We start from the raw sequence: 19,357 nt of genomic DNA on the forward strand, positions 1-19,357 counted from the left end.
CGCCCTTCCTCCGTGCTGCTCAGCCGATCACTCGCTCTCGGCTTCGCCGCCCTGCTCCTCGTGACCCGCGCCGATGCTGACCGGCGGGGCGTCCGGGATCGAGGACGGCCGGCGCTCACCGCGGAAGGTGAACTTGGCCGTGTCGTCCTTGTCCTCGGGGTTGCCGCTCCAGCCTTCGACGTCGACCAGGATGATCTGGCCGGGCTCGACCTCGCCGAAGAGGATCTTCTCCGACAGCTGGTCCTCGATCTCGCGCTGGATCGTGCGGCGCAACGGCCGGGCACCCAGCACCGGGTCGAAACCGCGCTTCGCGAGGAGGGCCTTGGCCTTCTCGGTCAGCTCCAGCTCCATGTCCTTGGCCTTGAGCTGCTTCTCCACCCGGTTGATCATCAGGTCGACCATCATGATGATCTGGTCCTTGGTCAACTGGTGGAACACGATGATGTCATCGATCCGGTTCAGGAACTCCGGGCGGAAATGCTTCTTCATTTCCTCGTTGACCTTTTGCTTCATCTTCTCGTACTTCGTGCTGGAGTCGTTGCCTCCGGCGAAGCCGAGCGAGACGGACTTCGAGATGTCCGACGTGCCCAGGTTGGACGTGAAGATGAGGACCGTGTTCTTGAAGTCGACCGTGCGGCCCTGACCGTCTGTCAGGCGGCCGTCTTCCAGCACCTGCAGGAGCGTGTTGTAGATCTCCTGGTGCGCCTTCTCGATCTCGTCGAACAGGACCACCGAGAACGGCTTGCGACGCACCTTCTCCGTCAGCTGGCCGCCCTCTTCGTAGCCGACGTAGCCCGGAGGGGCACCGAAGAGACGCGAAGCGGTGTAGCGGTCGTGGAACTCGCCCATGTCGATCTGGATGAGCGCGTCGTCCTCGCCGAACAGGAACGCCGCCAGCGCCTTGGAGAGCTCGGTCTTACCGACACCGGACGGGCCGGCGAAGATGAACGAGCCCGACGGACGCTTCGGGTCCTTCAGACCGGCACGCGTACGGCGGATCGCCTGCGAGACGGCCTTGACCGCGTCCTCCTGGCCGATGATGCGCTTGTGGAGCTCGTCCTCCATGCGCAGCAGCCGGGTGGTCTCCTCCTCGGTCAGCTTGAACACCGGGATGCCGGTCCAGTTGGCCAGCACCTCCGCGATCTGCTCGTCGTCGACCTCGGCGACGACGTCGAGGTCGCCGTCCTTCCACTGCTTCTCCCGCTCGCCCTTCTGGCCGAGGAGGGTCTTCTCCTCGTCACGCAGGCGGGCGGCCCGCTCGAAGTCCTGCGCGTCGATCGCGGACTCCTTGTCGCGGCGGACGTTCGCGATCTTCTCGTCGAACTCGCGCAGGTCCGGCGGCGCGGTCATCCGGCGGATGCGCATCCGGGCGCCGGCCTCGTCGATCAGGTCGATCGCCTTGTCCGGGAGGAACCGGTCGTTGATGTACCGGTCCGCCAGGGTCGCGGCGGCGACCAGCGCCGAGTCGGTGATCGAGACGCGGTGGTGCGCCTCGTACCGGTCGCGCAGGCCCTTGAGGATCTCGATCGTGTGCTCCAGCGAGGGCTCGCCGACCTGGATCGGCTGGAACCGGCGCTCGAGGGCGGCGTCCTTCTCGATGTACTTGCGGTACTCCTCGAGCGTGGTCGCGCCGATCGTCTGCAGCTCACCGCGGGCGAGCATCGGCTTCAGGATCGAAGCCGCGTCGATCGCGCCCTCGGCGGCACCCGCCCCGACCAGCGTGTGCAGCTCGTCGATGAACAGGATGATGTCGCCGCGGGTCTTGATCTCCTTGAGCACCTTCTTCAGGCGCTCTTCGAAGTCACCGCGGTAGCGGGAGCCGGCGACCAGGGAGCCCAGGTCCAGCGTGTAGAGCTGCTTGTCCTTGAGCGTCTCGGGCACCTCGCCCTTGACGATGCTCTGCGCGAGGCCCTCGACGACGGCGGTCTTGCCGACGCCGGGCTCGCCGATGAGCACCGGGTTGTTCTTGGTCCGGCGGGACAGCACCTGCATGACCCGCTCGATTTCCTTGCCGCGCCCGATGACCGGGTCGAGCTTGCCCTCGCGGGCGAGCACGGTCATGTTGCGGCCGAACTGGTCCAGCACCAGCGACGACGACGGGGTGCCCTCACCACGGCCGCCGGAACCGGTTTCGGTGGATTCCTTGCCCTGGTAGCCCGAGAGCAGCTGGAGCACCTGCTGGCGGACGCGGTTCAGGTCCGCACCCAGCTTGACCAGCACCTGCGCGGCGACGCCCTCGCCCTCGCGGATCAGGCCCAGCAGGATGTGCTCGGTACCGATGTAGTTGTGGCCGAGCTGCAGCGCTTCGCGCAGCGACAGCTCCAGCACCTTCTTCGCCCGCGGCGTGAACGGGATGTGCCCGCTCGGCGCCTGCTGGCCCTGGCCGATGATCTCTTCGACCTGCTGGCGCACGCCCTCCAGGGCGATGCCCAGCGACTCGAGCGCCTTGGCGGCGACACCCTCACCCTCGTGGATCAGACCCAGGAGGATGTGCTCGGTGCCGATGTAGTTGTGGTTGAGCATCCTGGCTTCTTCTTGAGCCAGCACAACCACCCGCCTCGCGCGGTCGGTGAACCTCTCAAACATGTGCACTCCCTCGACTGCTGCGCCGGCGGCCCGTTGTCCATCGTGCTTTCACCGCGATGGATTCAGCACCGTGAGACCACTCTAGTAGCCAACTGGTCGCGCTGGCGTACCACTACGGCTCTTCGCGGTCTTTTCCGCACCCGGACGTGGGGACTTCCGAGTGCTTCCATCTTCAGGTTGCCCTGCACCTTTACGTCAACCCCAACGTGCGAGTGGCCACCCGGATTCCGCCATCCGCGCGGTGTCCGCTCACCGCGAACAGGTCCGCACCCTGGGAGTGACCGGGGCGACAGCCACCCGATCGGCGGAGTCCTGTTAGGTTAGGCAGACCTAAGGAGGACACCGTTGACGCAGCCGAGCACCCGTGAGACAGCGGACCTCACGCTATCCCTGCGGCGGCTCGACCTGCGGCGGGACGTCCCGGCGGACTGGATCCGCTGCTCGACGGCCCTGGCCGGCCCGGGGTTCTTCGACGAGTGGCGCACGCGCCTGACCGGCTGGCTCGGGCGCGAGTACGGCGAGGCGCCGCCCCGGACCGCCGACGCGTACCTGGTCGCGTGGTACCTGCACGTCCCGGCCCAGGTCGGCGCGCTGCTGCTGCACCACGAGCGGCGGGTGCCCTCGCTCCGGCCCGCGGACCTGGCCTTCCGCATCGGCACCGGTCAGCCGTACCCGGACGCCCTGGCGGTGCTCGGCGCCGACTTCTGCTGCCTGCCGACCGACCCGGCCTCGGCCACCCCGGGCGCGACGGCGGTCCGCGACGAGCGAGCCCTGGCGGCGGTCCTCCGGACCCGCTACACGGCCCACGCGGCCCAGTTCGTCCAGGCGTACGGGCCGCACAGCCGCTTCGGCCGCCGCGCGCTCTGGGCCGCGGCGACCGACGCCCTGGAGAACGCCCTGTGGGGAGCGGGCCGGGCGGGCGGAACACCGGAGGCGGAGGGCGCGGGCGTCGCCGACGCGGCCCTGGTCCTCGACGCGCGGTACCCGCCGCTGACCTCGGCCTCGACGTTGCGCCTGGCGGACCGCGAGTGGACGCGGCGCAGGGAGAGCTGCTGCTTCTCGTACCTGCTCCGCGCGGAGCCGGAGTGCGACGGCTGCCCGCGCAGCTGTTCCCGCTGAGCCGGCCCGCGGTCGTCCAGCGTCAACTCCCCACGCGCTGAAGCGACGGTGCCTGGCGGCCGCTGCCGAACTTCGGCGTTCGGCCTTAGGTCAGTTGTCGCGAATGACCCATTGGGGACACCAGAGGTCCCGTATGAGTCATTCGCGACACTCGACTTGCAGCCAGCGCAGGCAGACGGGGACTTTTCGTGGCTTCGGCGGATGCCGGCCACCCGGCCTTGCCGGGCCCCCGCCCGTCCCCAGGCAGGGCTCCGGCAAAGTCCCGGTCGCACGCTGGCCGCCAGCCCCACCAAACGTCTTGAATGAGTCATTCAGGTCTTCGGATGTCCTGAATGACTCATTCAAGACACGCCAGCGCTCCGAGCAAGCCCCGATCCGCCTGGCACCCGACCTCGCCGGGCCCCCGCCCGTCCCAGGGGGGCGACCCCGAGTCCAGTTTATCGGCGGACGGCGACAAAACCGGCGGATCGGCGTTCCAGCGGGGAAGTTGTCCACATTCGAGCCGGGCTGTGGACAGCGGTCAGCGCGTCCAGCCCGGGTCGCGGCCCGAGGCCCCCAGCGCACGCTCCAGCGCCGAAGCGTCCGAAGGCACCGGAACAGCCGATCCGTAGACCCCCATCGACCGCGCCTGCTCGCCCATGGCCACCGCGGACTCGTGCACCGCCGTCGCCGCCTCCGGGGCGCAGCGGAGCTCCTGGCCGCTCGCCCGGGCCAGGTCCCAGCCGTGCAGGACGAACTCGCCCAGCACCATGTCGCCGACCACCGACGCCGGCATCCGCGCCGTCCCCAGCGCCGTCGTGCCGGTCCACGCCGGCGGCGTCCCGAAGACGTCCACGAGCGTCTCCGTCTGCTTCTCCAGCGCCGCCCGCCAGTCGTCGGTGACGAGCGCCGCTTCCACCTCTCCCGCACCCGGTGACGGCGGGTCCTCGCGGCGTCCCGCCGCGACGAGCCACGGGCCCCAATAGAGAAGGTGGTTGAGCAGCCCGCGGACGTCGTAACGGGCGCACGGCGTCGGGGCGGACAGGTCGGCCACGGCGTGGGCGACCCTGAGGAATTCGGCCGCGGCGGGCCGGATGAGCTCGGCAGTCATCCGACAATCCCATCCTCCGACCCAAGAGGCCGTCTTGAAGGAACGCGACAGCTACCGTGGACGGCGTGGGCGAGCACCGGATCCCGCGCGGCATCGTGGCCGAGGCCACCGCGCGCACGATGTTCACGCTGACCAGGCACGCGCCCGCGCCCGAACTGGCCGAGTTCGTCGAATACCACTGGGTACTGCGCTGGGACCTGCGCGGCAAACCGCCGCACGAACAGCGCGTTCTGCCTAATCTCGCGGTGCACGCGACGTTCTTCCCCGGCGCGTCCGGTGTGTACGGCCCGGCCCGCGACGTCTTTTCCCACCACCTCGAAGGCCGCGTCCAGGGCTTGGGCGTGCGTTTCCGGCCCGGGTGCTTCCGCGCGTTCCTCGGTGGCCCGGTAGGTGACATCGCCGACCGCGCTGTCCCGCTCGCGGACGTTTTCGGGCCGAAGGCGATCGAAGCCGCGGAATCGGCGCGGACCGCCGCCGATGACGCACGAATGGTCCACGCGATCGACAACTTGCTGATCGCAAATCCCGCCGAGCTGTCGACGGCCGCGCGACGGGCCGCCGAGGCCGTGGAAACAATCGCACGGGATCCCGGAATTACCCGCGTGGCGCAACTGTGCGCGCATACTGGACTAACCACCCGGTCCGTGCAGCGGTTGTTCGCCGAACACGTCGGCTGCCCACCCAAGTGGGCGATCCGGATATACCGCCTCAACGACGCCGCACAGCGGATCGCCGCGGAAGGAGAGCCGGATTACGCCGGACTGGCGGTTCGACTGGGCTATAGCGACCAGTCGCACTTCATCCGCGATTTCCACGCGGTGACGGGTCAGCCGCCCGCCGAGTACGCCCGGACGGCGCGAGTGGACATCGAACGGACACCGGACAGCGACCGGACATGAGAAAGCCGCCGGGCGAATTCACCCGGCGGCTTCGACCGCGACCCCGCTTCGAGGAGTTTCCCAGTCGTCCCGGTGACCTGCGGACACCCGGACAGCTGAAGAATCCTCAGTTCTTCTTGTGGTAAGCCTCGACGACCTCGGACGGGATCCGGCCCCGGTCCGAAACGGCGTACCCGTTCTTGCGCGCCCACGACCGAATGGCCTGGTTCTGTTCGCGGTCGACGGCGGCGGGCCGGGCCGAGCCCTTGCCCGCGACCGGGCGCACCGAAGCGCGCTTGCGGCCACCCGCGCGACGCGCGTGCTCGACATACTGGGCCAGGGCGTCCCGCAGCTCCTCGGCGTTGTCCGAGGAGAGGTCGATCTGGTAGCTGACGCCGTCCAAACCGAACTCGACGGTCTCTTCCGCCTCACTGCCGTCGAGGTCGTCGACCAGTGAGACGAGCACCTTCTGTGCCATCCGATTCCTCCTGCGGGGACTTGCTCAATGATCTGGTTACGGGGCGAGCCCCGGGACAGAAGTCTTTGTCTAGAACATTAGTACCCGCTTCGGGAGGACAGTGCAAATCTCATTGCGGTAAACGACACAGGCGGGTTATTCAGGACGCACGAGCGGGAAGAGGATCGTCTCCCGGATACCGAGACCGGTCAGCGCCATGAGGAGCCGGTCGACTCCCATTCCGACGCCACCGCTCGGCGGCATTCCGTACTCCAGGGCCCGCAGGAAATCCTCGTCGAGCCGCATGGCTTCGCTATCGCCCTGCGCGGCCAGCAGCGACTGTTCGGTGAGCCGTTCCCGTTCGACGACCGGATCGACCAGCTCGGAGTATCCGGTGGCGAGTTCGAATCCGCGCACGTAGAGGTCCCACTTCTCGGCCACACCGGCCCGCGAGCGGTGCTGCCTCGTCAATGGCGACGTCTCCAGCGGAAAATCACGGACAAACGTGGGGGCGTGCAGGTGGTCCCCGACGAGGTGTTCCCACAGTTCCTCGACCAGCTTCCCGTGACCGAGCTTCGGATCCACTTCCAGGCCCCTGGCCTGCGCGAATCCGTGCAGTTTGGCGGCGGGTGTCTCCGGCGTCACCTCTTCGCCGAGGGAATCGGACAACGACTCGTACATTCCGAGTGTGGTCCATTCGCCGGAGAGGTCGTACTCCGAACCGTCGGGCAGGGTGACGACCTGGGTGTCCAGCACCGCCTGCGCGGCCTCCTGGATCAGCTCGCGCGTCATCACCGCATTCGTGTCGTACGTGGCGTAGGCCTCGTAGTACTCGAGCATCGCGAACTCCGGCGAGTGCGAGGAGTCGCTGCCCTCGTTCCGGAAGTTGCGGTTGATCTCGAAAACCTTCTCGATGCCGCCGACGACGCAGCGCTTGAGGTAGAGCTCCGGCGCGATCCGCAGGAACAGCTCCATGTCGAACGCGTTCGAGCGCGTGACGAACGGGCGGGCCGCGGCGCCGCCGTGCAGCGTCTGCAGCATCGGCGTCTCGACCTCGGTGAACCCGCGGCGGTGGAACGACTCGCGCAGCGACCGGACCACGCCGGCGCGCGTGCGCACGACGTCCCGCGCGCGCGGGCGCAGGATGAGGTCGACGTAGCGCTGCCGGATCCGCGTCTCCTCGGCGAGGTCCTTGTAGGCGTTCGGCAGCGGGCGCAGCGCCTTCGACGTGATGCGCCAGGCGTCGGCCATCACGGACAGCTCGCCGCGCTTGGACGTGATGACCTCGCCCTGCACGAACACGTGGTCGCCGAGGTCGACGTCCGACTTCCACGCCGCCAGGGCGTCCTCGCCGACCTTCGCCAGGCTGATCATGGCCTGCAGCTCGGTGCCGTCGCCCTCGCGGAGGCTGGCGAAGCACAGCTTGCCCGTGTTGCGCAGGAACATCACCCGGCCGGTGACGCCGACCGTCTCGCCGGTGGCGGTGTCGACGGGCAGTCCCTCGTGCGCCGCCCGCACCTCGGCGAGCGAGTGCGTCCGGGGGACCTCGACCGGGTAGGGATCGATACCCTCCGCGAGGATCCGGTCGCGCTTCTCCCGGCGCACCCGCATCTGCTCGGGCAGTTCGTCTTCGGCGGGCTCGCTGGTGGGAGGGGGCTTTTCGGTCATGGCCATAGGGTACGAACCCGGCCGCGCGCTACGCCAACCGGATTACCTTTCCTTTCCGTCCATACTGCGTCGTTCGTGACCGATCCGGCTACAGTCACGGCCGATGGCTTTCGCGGCAACGGTTGCTCGCCGCTCGAAGGTCGGCCTGCTTCCGGCCGGATCGGTAACCTGGGCCGGTGAGTGATCCCACCCGCGCCCGGCGGGCTTCTTCCTTTGGCAGCCGTGCGGCCGCGTACGCCGAGCACCGGCCCGACTACCCGCGGGAAGCGCTCGAATGGGGTCTTTCGGGCGCGACCGGGACGCCGCGGCGGGTGCTCGACCTGGGCGCCGGAACGGGCAAGCTCACCCTCGGCCTGGCCGAGCTCGGGCTCGACGTCACCGCGGTCGAACCCGACCCGGAAATGCGCGCCGAACTGAGCCGCGTGGTGCCGTCCGCGACGTCTCTCGAGGGTCAGGCGGAACGGATCCCGTTGCCCGACGCCGACGTCGACGCGGTTTTCGTCGGCCAGGCGTTCCATTGGTTCGACGTGCCGGCGGCGATGACGGAGATCGGGCGCGTAGTGCGCCCGGGCGGTGTGCTGGTGCCGATGTGGAACTACGAAGACGATTCGGTGCCGTGGGTCGCGGAGTTCGCGAAGCTGGGCCGGACCGGCGTGAGCCGGGCGTGGACCGAAGGCGACCGGGAACCGGCCACGCACCCCGCCTTCGATTCCTTCGAAAGCTCGACGTTTCGCCATGTGCAACGGCGCACGGCGGAAAGCCTCGTCGAAACGATCGCCACGCATTCGCACATGATCGTCGCGGATCCGGCGGCGGCGGCCGCGGGCCTTACGGAGATCCGGCGGTTCCTCGCCGCGAATCCGCACACCGCGTCGGGCGAGTTCGACCTGCCGTTGCGCACCTGGGCGTTCCGCGCCCGCCGCCGGTGATTGACCTCGATCGAGGTAGAGGTTCGATACTGGCGTGATGAGCAGGAAATCACTGGGGCGAACCCTGATCTCGCTGGTGTCGGTGGTGACGGCCGTCGGCCCGTACCGCGCCGACTGGAACGAAACGCACGTCAAGAACCCCGCCTGGCCACCGCACGCGAAGTTCCACAACGGCCAGACGATGAGCCTCGGCCTCGCGCTCGGGACCACCAGCCTCTGGCAGCTGTGGCGACGGCCGAGCCGGGCCGGTCTCGACGCCGGGGCGGTCCTGGCGTCGCTGTACTGGCTGACGCAGATCTCGGCGCTGGCCTATCCGGGGTCGAAGGCGGTGGACCCACCCGGAACGGCCAAGTTCCCCCAGGCCGTGGTGGCCTTCCCGGCGTTGGCGGTCACCGCGCTGGGCTACGTGCTGGAGCGGCGCCGGCTGGCCCGCGGCTAGCCGTCAGGGGCGGATGTTCCGCTCGAACACCAGCCGGAGCCCGAGCAGCGTCAAATCCGGCACGTGCTCGGTGATCGTCTCCGACTCGCTGATCACCAGCGGCGCCAAACCGCCCGTCGCCAGCACCGCCACCGGTTCCGTCCCGCCCGGCGACAGCTCGCGCACGATCCGCTTGACCAACCCGTCGACCTGCCCGGCGAAACCGTAGAGGATCCCCGACTGCAGACACTCCACAGTGTTCTTCCCGATCACCGACCGCGGCGGCACCAGCTCGACCTTCCGCAAAGCCGCCGCCCGCAACGCCAAGGCGTCCACCGAGATCTCGATCCCCGGCGCGAAAGCCCCGCCCAGGAACTCGCCCCGGGCGGAAATGGCGTCCACATTGGTGGACGTCCCGAAGTCGACCACCACACAAGCCGTGTCGTGGAGGTGGTGCGCGGCCAGCGTGTTCACCAGCCGGTCCGCGCCCACCTCCTTCGGGTTGTCCACCAGCAGGGCCACGCCCGTGCGGACCCCCGGCTCCACCACGATCTTCGGCACCCGGTCGTAGTACCGCGCCAGCATCACCCGCAGCTCACGCAGCACCGCCGGCACCGTCGACAAAGCACTGATCCCGGAAACCGAGTCCGCGTGCGGGCCCAGCAGGCCGCGCACCGTCAACGCCAGCTCGTCGGCCGTCATGCGCGCGTCCGTGCGCATGCGCCAGTCCCCGACCAGTTCGGTGCCGGAGTACAGCCCCAGCACGATGTTCGTGTTGCCGACGTCGACGGTGAGCAGCAAGCGGGTCAGCTTTCCGCGTGCAGCAGCGCGTCGAGGCGGCGGGCGTCCGCCGTCTCCGCGACCGGGAACACCGCCGTCTCCTCCTCCGGCGGCAGGGTCACCGTGCCGGACAGCAGCCCCGACCCCTCGGGCGCGTAGCCCGGGTCGGCGTGCCGGTGGACGATCCGGTTGTCCGCGTCGACGAACACCACGCGCGGCTCGTACGTCGCGGCTTCGGCGTCGTCCATCTGGCCGTACGAAATGAGGATGACCAGGTCGCCCGGGTGCACCAGGTGCGCCGCGGCGCCGTTGATGCCGAGCACCCCGCTGCCGCGTTCGCCCTTGATGACGTAGGTCTCCAGCCGGGCGCCGTTGGTGATGTCCACAATGGACACCTGTTCTCCCGGCAGCAGGTCCGCGGCCTCCATCAGGTCCTGGTCGACGGTGACCGAGCCGACGTAGTGCAGGTCGGCCTGGGTCACGGTGACGCGGTGGATCTTCGACTTGAGCATGGTGCGGTACATCGTGGACTCCTATTCCCCTGCGTCCCGCTCCGGATGCGCCGGGTGATCTACCGAAGCACCGAGCAACACCGGGACGTTGTCGATCAGCCGGGTACTCCCCACCCGGGCCGCGATCAACAGTCGTGCTTCACCATCGACGGGCGCGGGCCCGAGGTCGGTTCCCCTCAACTCCAGGTAATCCACCTCGACCGCCGGCCGCGCGGCGAGGGTCTTCCACGCGGTCTCGAGGACCGCCTCGGCACCGTCGCGCCCGACGAACGCCCCCGCGGTGAGGGCGGCCGACAGGACGACGGCGTCTTCACGCTGCTCCGGCGTCAGGTAGACGTTGCGCGACGACAGCGCCAGCCCGTCGCGTTCCCGCACGGTCGGCACGCCGATGACGTGCGTGTCGATGTTCAGGTCCCGCACCATCCGCTTGATCAGGACCAGTTGCTGGTAGTCCTTCTCCCCGAAGAGCGCGTAATCCGGGCGAAGCAGGTTGAACAGCTTCGCCACGACGGTGAGCACGCCGGCGAAGTGGCCGGGCCGGACAGCGCCCTCCAGCTCCTCGCCGAGCGGGCCCGGGTGCACGGTCACCGCGGCGCCTTCGCCGTAGAGCGCGTCGGCGCTGGGCGTGAACGCGATTTCGACGCCGTCCTCGCCCAGCACGGCGAGATCGGCCTCCAGCGGCCGCGGGTACGCCTCGAAGTCCTCGCCCTCGCCGAACTGCAGCGGGTTGACGAAGATCGAGGTCGCCACGACGTTGTTCGGCAGCCGCTTCGCGCGGCGGATCAGCTCGCGGTGCCCGGCGTGCAGCGCGCCCATGGTCGGCACGAGCGCCAGCTTGCGGCCGACGCCGTGCAGAGCCCGGCTGACCTGGCTCATCTGCTCGGGCGACGCGAACGTGTTCAGCGTGCCGCGGCTGAATTTCGGTGTGGTCACTGGTCTTGGTGCCCTTCGGCGGGATCGTCGAGGAGTTCGGTGAGGTCTTTGGCGGCCGCGGTGTCCAGCAGCCCGGCAGCCGACGAACGCGCCACCGTGCGCCTGGCCAGCGCGCGGTAGGCCGGCGCCACGTCCGGCGCCCGGTCCGCCAGCACCTCGAGGTGCTTGCGGACGGTGCCGGCGTCGCCACGCGCGACCGGGCCGGTGAGCGCGCGGTCGCCGTGTCGGAGCACATTATCCAACGCCGCCGAAAGCAGTGGCGCCACCAGGCGTTCGGAGTGCGCGATTCCCGCTTCCCGCAAGACTTCCGCGCAGTCGGCGACCAGCGTCATCAGGTGGTTCGCGCCGTGGGTCAACGCTGCGTGGTAGAGCGCTCGCGCGGAGTCGGGGATGCGCACCGGCTCGGCACCCATCTCGACGGCGAGGGCCTCGCCGACGCTCCATGCGGCGTCGTCGTCGGCCGCCGCGGTGACGCCGATGCTGCACGCCGCCAGCCGCTCGAGGTCCTCCTCGCGGCCGGTGAACGTCATCACCGGGTGCAGCGCGAGCGGCAGCGCCCCGGCCTCGGCCGCGGGCGCCAGCACGTCGATGCCCTGCGCGCCGGAGGTGTGCACGACGATCTGCCCGGGCCGCAGCGACCCCGTCGCGACGAGCCCGCGGACCATCCCCGCCAGCGCGTCGTCGGGGAGGGCGAGCAGCACCAGGTCCGCCCGGCGGACGGTCTCGTCGGGCGGCAGCAGCGGCACGTCGGGCAGGAGGCGTTCGGCACGGGCCAGCGACGCCGCGGACAGCCCCGACGCGGCGACCACGGTGTGCCCCGCCCGGGCCAGTGCGGCGCCGAGCACGCTGCCCACCCGGCCGGCGGAAACGACGCCGACCGCGAGGCGAGCGGGCCTGTTCATGGCGTGCGCCTGTGGACGCTCATGGTTCGCAGACTCCCTCTGCTCTCGTTCCAGTCCCGTTCCGGGGTACCGGACGAACGGCGCGAGACTAACTCGATTGAGCGCGAAGCGTTGAACTCGGGTGACCAGCTTCACCCGGACCGGGTCACCCTCGGTCGGCCTCGTCGGCGAGGCGCGTCGCCTCCGCCCGAGCGGCCTTCAACGTGCGCAGCAGCTCCTGCTGGCGTTGCCGGTCGGAGTCGGCGGTGAGCTCCCGGCGGTCCAGGAACGCGAGCTCCGTCACGCTCGCCTGGTAGACGGCGACGGCTTTGGCCGCCCGTTTGCCGGACTGGCGCTTCGCCTGCCGCCGCCAGGCCCGGCGGCCGGGCAGGCTGGCCAGCAGGTCGACCTCCGACGGCGCGATCCAGCGCGCCGCGGCCATGTGCGGCAGGGCGGTGGCGATGATCCGCTGCTCCCGCCGTCGCTGGAGGACGACCAGGTAGACCACGCCGAGGAACAGCGGCAGCATGATCAGGAAGTAGACGGTCAGGAACTTCGATCCGCCGAGCAGCGCGGCGCTGTTCCACAGCGCGTGCAGGCAGACGGCGGCCAGGTAGCCGGCGAGCGGCGCCAGGACCTTGAGGAACTTCGTGGTGGTCCGCGCGGCGATGCCGATCCCGATGCCGGTGAGCACGGCGAACAGCGGGTGCGTGAACGGCGCGAGGACACCGCGGAGGAAGAACGCCGTGATGACGCCCTGGCTGTGGCCGTCGCCGAAGCCGTAGTCGTTGAAGGCGCGGCCGAAGTAGTAGATGTTCTCGGTGAACGCGAAGCCGGCGGCGCTGAACCCGGCGTAGACGACACCGTCCACGACGCCGTCGAACTCGCTGGACCGGCGCCAGAGGATGAGGACGACGAAGAGCGCCTTCGCGGCCTCCTCGACGACGGGCGCGGACACCAGCGCGGCGACGGTGTTGCCGCTGCCCTTGCCGAGCAGCTCGTCCCCGACCGCCTCGGCGGTGGTGTTGATGAGCAGCGCGGTGATCGTCGCGATGCAGGCGCCCCAGGCGAAGGCGAGCAGCAGGAACTTCGCCGGTTCGGGCTCCCAGCGGTCGACCCAGAGGAACCCGGCGACGACGCCCACGACCGGCACGAGCGCGGCGAGGACCCCGATGGTGACGGCGAGGGGGCCGACCCGCGCCGTGGCCAGGCCGAACAGGAACAGGCCGCACAGGGCGACGACGATCAGCCCGAGCACCGGCAGCAGCACGGTGATCCGGCGAGGCCGCCGTCCGCGATCGAGTCCCGTCGCGGGCGAGAGGGTTCCGCTCACAGCGGGTCACCCTACGCAGACCGGACAGGAAGAGAAACGCCACCTGGCACACACGGCACGCCTCCGAGTGTGAGCTGGGCCATGCACCCAATGTGGCGTTGGGTGCGCCCCACGCACCCAATGTGGCATTGGGTGCGTCTGACGCACCCAACGCCACATTGGGGCGCTCGGGTCTCTGCCTGCGGTCGGAGCGGCCGGGCCTCAGTCCTCCGCGCGACGGCGGCGGCGGGGCGTCGAGCCCGTGCCGCCGTTCGCCGCCAGCAGCTCGCTCACCGAACGGCCCGCCGTGTGCGAACCGCTGCCCGGCGGCGCCTCGGGCGTCCGGTGGCCGTTGCGGGCGTGGCCGTTGCTCGCGCCGTTGTGCCCGTTGCCGTTGTGACCGTTGGTCGCGCCGTTGTGGCCGTTGCCGTTCTGCTCCACGTCGGCCGGGTCGACCGGGGCCATGTTGCGGCGCGACATCGACGCCCGCTCGGCGACCATGCCTTCCCACGCCGGGGGCTCGCCGTCCGGACGGCGGCGCCGGCCGCCGCCCGTGGGCTCCGGGGCGGGCACCGGCGGCATCTGCTGCGACTCGTCCGGCTTGCGGCGACGGCCGCCCGAGCGGCCCTGGAAGTTGCGGACCGACTCGGGGAGCGTCGGGTTCACCATCGGCGCCTCGGCGTTCGCGGCCTCGGCGGGCGCGCGGTGCGAACCGCCGTGCCGGGAGGCCGGCTCGTCGAGGATCGGCGACATGTCCGCCCGCGAGAACTGTTCCAGCCGCGACGGACGGCGGCCGTCGGCGGCCGGGACCGGCGTGGTCGGCGGCACCACCGGCGGCAGGTCCGTGCGCGACGGCTGCCGCGGCGCCGGGCTCTTGCTCGGCACCGGCGTCGTCGGCGGGACGACCGGGGGGAGGTCACGACGCGAGGCCGAGGCGTCCCTCGGCATCGGCGGCGCCTGCGGTTCGGGCGGCATCGGCCGGTTCGGCCGCTGCCGCTCGGCGAAGTCGTCGCGGTTCTGGAAGGCCGCGCTCAGGTCGGTCACCGGCCGCAGGTCCGACCGGGACATCTCCGACGGCCTCACCGGCGGGGCCGGGCGGGGCGGGGCCGGCCGCGGCGGCTCGGGTGCCTTGCGCGGCTCGGGACGCCCGCCGTTCGGCTGGCCGCCGACGCGGGGCAGGTCCGACCGCGACATTTCGACGCGGGGGATGTCGGGGCGCGACATCTCGACGCGCGGGATGTCCGGGCGCGACATCTCCACCCGGGGAATGGCGGGCATCGACCGCTCGACCCGCGGGATGTCGGGCATGGACCGCTCCACCCGCGGGATGTCGGGGCGCGACATCTCCACGCGCGGAATGGCGGGCATGGACCGCTCGACCCGGGGGATGTCCGACCGCGAGACCTCGCCCGGCCGCACAGCCGGGCGTGCCGGGTCGACCCGCGGCAGGTCCGAGCGCGACACCTCGGCGGGCCGCATGGCCGGCCGCGACAGCTCCGCCCGGCGCGCGGGCGGCGGCTCGGGACGGCGGATCTCCGTCTTCGGCTCCGGGGCGCGGCGGATCTCGGTCTTGGGGTCGTGCCGCGGCACCTGGCGCGTCGGCTCGGCGGCGGCCTCGGGACGGCGCTCGGGCTGCTTCGCGACCTCTTCCGCGTTCGGCAGCCGCATCGGCTGCGACTCGGCCTGGCGGCGGGCCGCCTCGGCGCGCAGCTCGGCGGCCTTCAGCTCGCGCTGCGCGGCGTTCAGGGCCGGGTCGACGGCCGGCACCGGCGGACGACGATCGCTCAGCGGCTTCGGCCGGGCCATCTGCTGGGTGCTCTGCGCGTTGACGTTAGCCGGGGCCTTCGGACCCGGCTTGCCGCCGAAGCCCTTGCCCTTGCCGAGGCCCTTGCCGTTCGCGGGCTTGCCGTTCGACGCCTTGCGGCGGCGCTCGTCGAGGACCCGGTCGATCAGCTCTGTCGGCCGCTCGCCCGCTTCGGCGGGCTTCTTCCCGGCCATCAGCTGCGCCGGCTTCTTCTTCGGCGCGGCGTCGGGGATCATCCGGTTCTCGTCGGAGACCTTGCGCATGCGGGTCGCCTGCGCGGTCAGCGCGACGCGTTCGAGCAGCACCTCGCCGCCGAACAGCGACTGAAGACTGTCGCGGAGCGCGGACACCTCGGCGCGCAGCGCCTGCAGTTCCTCGCGGCCGCGGGAGTCGGACTCACTGCGGTTCTCCGCCTCCACCTCCAGCTCGAATTCTCGCCGGGCCGCGATCTCGCGTTCCAGCTCCAGTTCGTACACAGCCTGCGCCTCGGAGACCGCGTCCTCGCTCTGTGCCGCGTGCTTGCGGTACTTCACGGCGAGAAAAGCGCCGATCAGGGCAGCCCAGAGGGCGGCGACGATCCCGAGCCGGAGATAGCGGAGATCGTCGCTGAGCACCAGTGCGAGGGTGGCTCCGATGGCGAGGACGAATCCGACGACGAGCCACGGCCTGCCCAGTAGGCGGCCGCGCGAGTCGTCACCCACGCCGGTCATGCCTGACACCGTACCTGCTCGTAATCCGAACGAGACCTACTCGGTCCCGCGAGCGGTGGGATTCCAGCGCTAACCGGTCGTCCCGCGAGTGTGCTCCCGGTCTTGGTCACGGGGGGTCCGGCAGCAGTGCTCCAGCCACAAACCCGCTGCTACCAGCGCCGCCGAGGACGCCACGCCGACCACGCCGGCGCGGGTGTCGAGCACCGCCGCGACGAGTTCGTCACGACGCGGGAAAACGTAGGCGAGCGCGGCCAGCCAGGCGCCGCCCATGAACGCTCCGGCGAGTGACGAAGCCTTCGCGAGCGCCACCGATCGGGCGATCCCGATAGCGGCAACGACGCGGCCGTTCTTGATCCGGGAGCGGATGGAGAGCGCGATCCCGGCCTCGACCACGGCCAGCACGGCGAAGGTGACGCCAGCGAGCGTCGGCAACTGCGGCAGCGAGCCGTACGCCACCAGGAACAGGAGGTAGCCGAGGACCAGGCCGAGCAGCCCGGCCACCACCAGGTCGCGAGGCCGGGTGAAGTGCATGGATCAACCGTACCGTGCGAGGGTTGACTCTCCCCCGACTGGAGAGTTCACCATGCGTCTTGTGGGCACCACCGCGACCTTCACCATCGGCGAGCTGGCCCGGCGGACCGGCCTGCCGGTCAAGACCATCCGCTTCTATTCGGACGAGGGCCTGCTGCCGCCGACCGACCGGACGGACGCCGGCTACCGGCTCTACGACGCGGCGGCGATGGCCCGGCTCGAGCTGGTCCGCACGCTGCGGGAGCTGGGCCTGGGCCTCGCCGACGTCTCCGCGGCCTTGACGCAGTCGGCGACCGTCGGCGAGCTGGCGACCCGGCACGTCGAGGCGCTGGACGAGCAGATCCGGCGGCTGCGGCTGCGCCGGGCGGTGCTGCGCGCGGTGGCCAAGCGTGATTCCGAGCTGGAGGAAGTGAACCTGATGAACCGTCTCGCGTCGATGTCCGACGAAGAGCGCAAACGGCTGGTCGACGAGTTCTGGGACGAGATGGTCTCGGGGCTGGAGATCGACCGGCAGTTCTACGAGCGGATGCGCGCCGGGAAGCCGGAACTGCCCGACGACCCGTCGCCCGAGCAGCTCGAAGCCTGGATCGAGTTCGCCGAGCTGGTGCAGGACCCGGAGTTCCGGGCGCTGATCCGCGGCATGAGCGAAACGCAGGCGCGGCAGATCCGCGAAGGCGAGTTCCAGCAGCCTGCGGAGGCGTGGCGCGAGAACTGGGACGCCTGGGTGACGCGGGCGACATCGGCGCTCTCGGCGGGCGAAGCTCCCACGTCGGAGGTGGGGCAAACGCTTGCGGCGGACATCGCGGCGACCTCGGCCCGGCCGGACCAGGACCCGTCGTCGCCGGAGTTCCGCCGTGAGCTGGCCGACCGCTTCGCCACCAGCGGCGACGCCCGCGCCGAGCGCTACTGGCTGCTGCTGGGGATCATCAACGGCTGGCCCCCGTTCCCGACGACGCGGCCGGCGGTGGGCTTCATGATCGACGCGCTGCGCGGCTGACCGCACAAGAACACCAACTCGGCGACGGGTCGGGGGCGACGGGTAACGGACACCCCCGGCTCACCGATGCGTCACGTTCAACTCAGCTCGAGGTCCGTCCGGCGGACCGACGCCAAGTCGTCCGCGGGGCGCGCGGCCAGCAGCGTCGCGATCGGGCCGTGCCCCGGCAGCACCGCGGCGGGCTCGATCTCCACCCACGGCACCAGCACGCTCGCGCGGTCCGGCGTCCCCGGGTGCGGCAGCAGCAGCTCCGGGTCGTCGGACGTGACGCCGTCCACCGTGACCACGTCGACGTCCAGCGTCCGCGGACCCCAGCGCAGCTCGCGGACCCGGCCGGCGGCTCGCTCGGCGGCCTGGCCCGTGCGCAGCCACGCCCAGTGGTCGCGCGCCGGGTCGTCGACGACGCAGACCGCGTTCAGGAAGTCCGGCTGGTCCTCGACGCCCCACGCCTTGGTCTCGTACACGCTCGAAACCGCGACCAGCGCGGGCCGGACGGCGTCCAGCGCCAGCTCCAGGAAGCGGAGCCGGTCGCCGAGGTTCGAGCCCAGCGACAGCACCGCGCGGCTCACCGGTCCCGCCGCACCGTCACCGCGACGTCGTCGAAGGTCAGCGGGATCGGCGCGGACGGCTTGTGCACCGTCACCTCGACCGCGGCCGGCCGTTCGTCGCGCATGACCTCGTCGGCGATCTTGCCCGCGACGCTCTCGATGAGGTCGTACGGCTCGCCCGCGACGATCCCCGCCGCCAGCTCGGCCAGCTCGCCGTAGTGCAGGGTCTTGGTCAGGTCGTCCGACGCGGCGGCCGGCCCGAGGTCCAGCCACACCGTGATGTCGACGACGAACTCCTGCCCGTCGCGCTTCTCGTGCTCGAACACGCCGTGGCGGCCGAACACCCGCAAGCCCGTCAGCGTGATCCGGTCAGACATCCGGCGAACCCTTCCACCAAGCGGCGGCCACGGCGACCGCGTCCAGCGACGCCCCGACCTCGTGCACCCGCACCCCCCAAGCCCCCGCGGCCGCGGCGAGCGCGGAAATGGCGGCGGTGGCGTCCTCACGGCCGTCCGGCGGACGCGGCGTGCCGTCCTTTTCGGACAGCAGGCGGCCGAGGAACCGTTTGCGCGAAGCGCCGACGAGCACCGGGAAACCCAGGGACAACAGCGAATCCAGACCCCGCAGCAACGCCCAGTCGTGCTCGGCGTTCTTCGCGAAGCCCAGCCCGGGATCCAGCACGATCGCGCTCTCGGCGACGCCCGCCGCGAGCGCTTCGTCCACTCTGGACAGCAGTTCGGCGCGAACGTCGGCCACGACGTCTTCGTACTCGGCCAGGGCCTGCATGGTGCTGCTGTGCCCCCGCCAGTGCATCAGCACCCACGGCGCCCCGGACTCCGCGGCGACGCGCGCCATACCCGGATCGGCCAGCCCGCCCGAGACGTCGTTGATCACCTTCGCCCCGGCTTCAAGAGCCGCGTCGGCGACAGAGGCGCGTGTCGTGTCGACCGAGAGATGGATGCCTTCGCCGGCGAGAGTGCGGATCACGGGGATGATGCGCTTCATCTCGGTGCCGGCGTCCACCCGGGCCGCGCCGGGCCGGGTGGACTCACCGCCGACGTCGATCAGGTCGGCCCCGCGTGCCCACATCTCACGGGCGTGCTCCAGCGCCTGGTCGAGCCCGAGGTACCGGCCACCGTCCGAAAAGGAATCCGGCGTCACGTTCAGCACGCCCATCACGACGCACCGGCCGGGAGCGGGAAGC

General features: G+C 70.7%; 19 protein-coding genes. 5 read left to right on the forward strand and 14 right to left on the reverse strand.

The genetic code is table 11. The annotated features are described in order from the left end of the window. Positions 1-27: 27 nt before the first annotated feature. The gene (locus AB0M59_RS06560; RefSeq protein WP_364609790.1) at positions 28-2,586 is read right to left on the reverse strand and encodes an ATP-dependent Clp protease ATP-binding subunit; all 2,559 of its coding nucleotides are present in this window, start codon (positions 2,584-2,586) and stop codon (positions 28-30) included. A gap of 345 nt (positions 2,587-2,931) precedes the next feature. Between AB0M59_RS06560 and AB0M59_RS06565 the strand changes: the two genes are divergently transcribed. Continuing rightward, a complete protein-coding gene (locus AB0M59_RS06565; protein WP_364609793.1) occupies positions 2,932-3,705 on the forward strand; it encodes an iron-sulfur protein in 774 nt (257 codons plus the stop codon). 520 nt (positions 3,706-4,225) lie between these two features. Here AB0M59_RS06565 and AB0M59_RS06570 read toward each other — a convergent pair. Next, positions 4,226-4,795, reverse strand: a complete 570-nt coding sequence (locus AB0M59_RS06570) for a TIGR03086 family metal-binding protein (protein ID WP_364609795.1) — start codon at positions 4,793-4,795, stop codon at positions 4,226-4,228. A gap of 65 nt (positions 4,796-4,860) precedes the next feature. Between AB0M59_RS06570 and AB0M59_RS06575 the strand changes: the two genes are divergently transcribed. Next, positions 4,861-5,694: a helix-turn-helix domain-containing protein gene (locus AB0M59_RS06575; protein WP_364609797.1), complete on the forward strand. Its 834-nt coding sequence runs from the start codon at positions 4,861-4,863 to the stop codon at positions 5,692-5,694. A gap of 106 nt (positions 5,695-5,800) precedes the next feature. Here the strand turns inward: AB0M59_RS06575 and AB0M59_RS06580 are convergent, their stop codons facing one another. Both AB0M59_RS06580 and lysS read right to left on the reverse strand, forming a co-directional pair. Continuing rightward, on the reverse strand, positions 5,801-6,151 hold the full coding sequence (locus AB0M59_RS06580; RefSeq protein WP_155547769.1) for an Lsr2 family protein: 351 nt from the start codon (positions 6,149-6,151) through the stop codon (positions 5,801-5,803). Between the two features lie 135 nt (positions 6,152-6,286). After that, positions 6,287-7,798 carry a lysine--tRNA ligase gene (lysS, locus tag AB0M59_RS06585; protein ID WP_364609800.1) on the reverse strand — a complete coding sequence of 504 codons (1,512 nt, stop codon included), beginning with the start codon at positions 7,796-7,798 and terminating at the stop codon, positions 6,287-6,289. Positions 7,799-7,974: 176 nt separating this feature from the next. Between lysS and AB0M59_RS06590 the strand changes: the two genes are divergently transcribed. Together AB0M59_RS06590 and AB0M59_RS06595 are read left to right on the forward strand one after the other, a co-directional pair. Then, a complete protein-coding gene (locus AB0M59_RS06590) occupies positions 7,975-8,727 on the forward strand; it encodes a class I SAM-dependent methyltransferase (protein ID WP_364609802.1) in 753 nt (250 codons plus the stop codon). A gap of 37 nt (positions 8,728-8,764) precedes the next feature. Further along, positions 8,765-9,166 (forward strand): DUF6640 family protein, encoded by a 402-nt coding sequence (locus AB0M59_RS06595; protein WP_364609804.1) that lies wholly within the window; start codon positions 8,765-8,767, stop codon positions 9,164-9,166. 3 nt (positions 9,167-9,169) lie between these two features. On the opposite strand, the gene AB0M59_RS06600 is transcribed toward AB0M59_RS06595, so the two are convergent. From AB0M59_RS06600 to AB0M59_RS06630, 7 genes are all read right to left on the reverse strand, one after another. After that, on the reverse strand, positions 9,170-9,946 hold the full coding sequence (locus tag AB0M59_RS06600; RefSeq protein WP_364609806.1) for a type III pantothenate kinase: 777 nt from the start codon (positions 9,944-9,946) through the stop codon (positions 9,170-9,172). Between the two features lie 5 nt (positions 9,947-9,951). Beyond that, complete coding sequence (gene panD, locus AB0M59_RS06605; RefSeq protein WP_364609808.1) at positions 9,952-10,449, reverse strand: aspartate 1-decarboxylase; 498 nt, start codon at positions 10,447-10,449, stop codon at positions 9,952-9,954. A gap of 9 nt (positions 10,450-10,458) precedes the next feature. Continuing rightward, complete coding sequence (gene panC / locus AB0M59_RS06610; RefSeq protein WP_364609810.1) at positions 10,459-11,370, reverse strand: pantoate--beta-alanine ligase; 912 nt, start codon at positions 11,368-11,370, stop codon at positions 10,459-10,461. After that, the gene (locus AB0M59_RS06615; RefSeq protein ID WP_364609812.1) at positions 11,367-12,272 is read right to left on the reverse strand and encodes a DUF2520 domain-containing protein; all 906 of its coding nucleotides are present in this window, start codon (positions 12,270-12,272) and stop codon (positions 11,367-11,369) included. The genes panC and AB0M59_RS06615 overlap by 4 nt, the downstream gene beginning before the upstream one ends. A 145-nt stretch (positions 12,273-12,417) precedes the next feature. Continuing rightward, positions 12,418-13,521: a PrsW family intramembrane metalloprotease gene (locus AB0M59_RS06620; protein WP_364610679.1), complete on the reverse strand. Its 1,104-nt coding sequence runs from the start codon at positions 13,519-13,521 to the stop codon at positions 12,418-12,420. A gap of 264 nt (positions 13,522-13,785) precedes the next feature. Beyond that, positions 13,786-16,077, reverse strand: a complete 2,292-nt coding sequence (locus AB0M59_RS06625; RefSeq protein WP_364609814.1) for a DUF6779 domain-containing protein — start codon at positions 16,075-16,077, stop codon at positions 13,786-13,788. 69 nt (positions 16,078-16,146) lie between these two features. After that, on the reverse strand, positions 16,147-16,608 hold the full coding sequence (locus AB0M59_RS06630; protein ID WP_364609817.1) for a DUF3180 domain-containing protein: 462 nt from the start codon (positions 16,606-16,608) through the stop codon (positions 16,147-16,149). A gap of 61 nt (positions 16,609-16,669) precedes the next feature. Between AB0M59_RS06630 and AB0M59_RS06635 the strand changes: the two genes are divergently transcribed. Beyond that, positions 16,670-17,605, forward strand: coding sequence for a MerR family transcriptional regulator (locus tag AB0M59_RS06635; RefSeq protein ID WP_364609820.1), 936 nt, complete (start codon positions 16,670-16,672; stop codon positions 17,603-17,605). Positions 17,606-17,682: 77 nt separating this feature from the next. Here AB0M59_RS06635 and folK read toward each other — a convergent pair whose 3' ends face one another. From folK to folP, 3 genes are read right to left on the reverse strand one after another with little or no spacing between them, the layout of a single operon-like run. Next, a complete protein-coding gene (gene folK / locus AB0M59_RS06640; RefSeq protein WP_364609823.1) occupies positions 17,683-18,174 on the reverse strand; it encodes a 2-amino-4-hydroxy-6-hydroxymethyldihydropteridine diphosphokinase in 492 nt (163 codons plus the stop codon). Beyond that, the gene (gene folB / locus AB0M59_RS06645) at positions 18,171-18,530 is read right to left on the reverse strand and encodes a dihydroneopterin aldolase (protein ID WP_364609826.1); all 360 of its coding nucleotides are present in this window, start codon (positions 18,528-18,530) and stop codon (positions 18,171-18,173) included. The genes folK and folB overlap by 4 nt, the downstream gene beginning before the upstream one ends. Then, positions 18,523-19,329: a dihydropteroate synthase gene (folP, locus tag AB0M59_RS06650; protein ID WP_364610682.1), complete on the reverse strand. Its 807-nt coding sequence runs from the start codon at positions 19,327-19,329 to the stop codon at positions 18,523-18,525. Before folP ends, folB begins: the two co-directional genes overlap by 8 nt. Positions 19,330-19,357 lie beyond the last annotated feature (28 nt).

The sequence above is a fragment of the Amycolatopsis sp. NPDC051371 genome, assembly GCF_040682155.1.
Lineage (GTDB): Bacteria > Actinomycetota > Actinomycetes > Mycobacteriales > Pseudonocardiaceae > Amycolatopsis.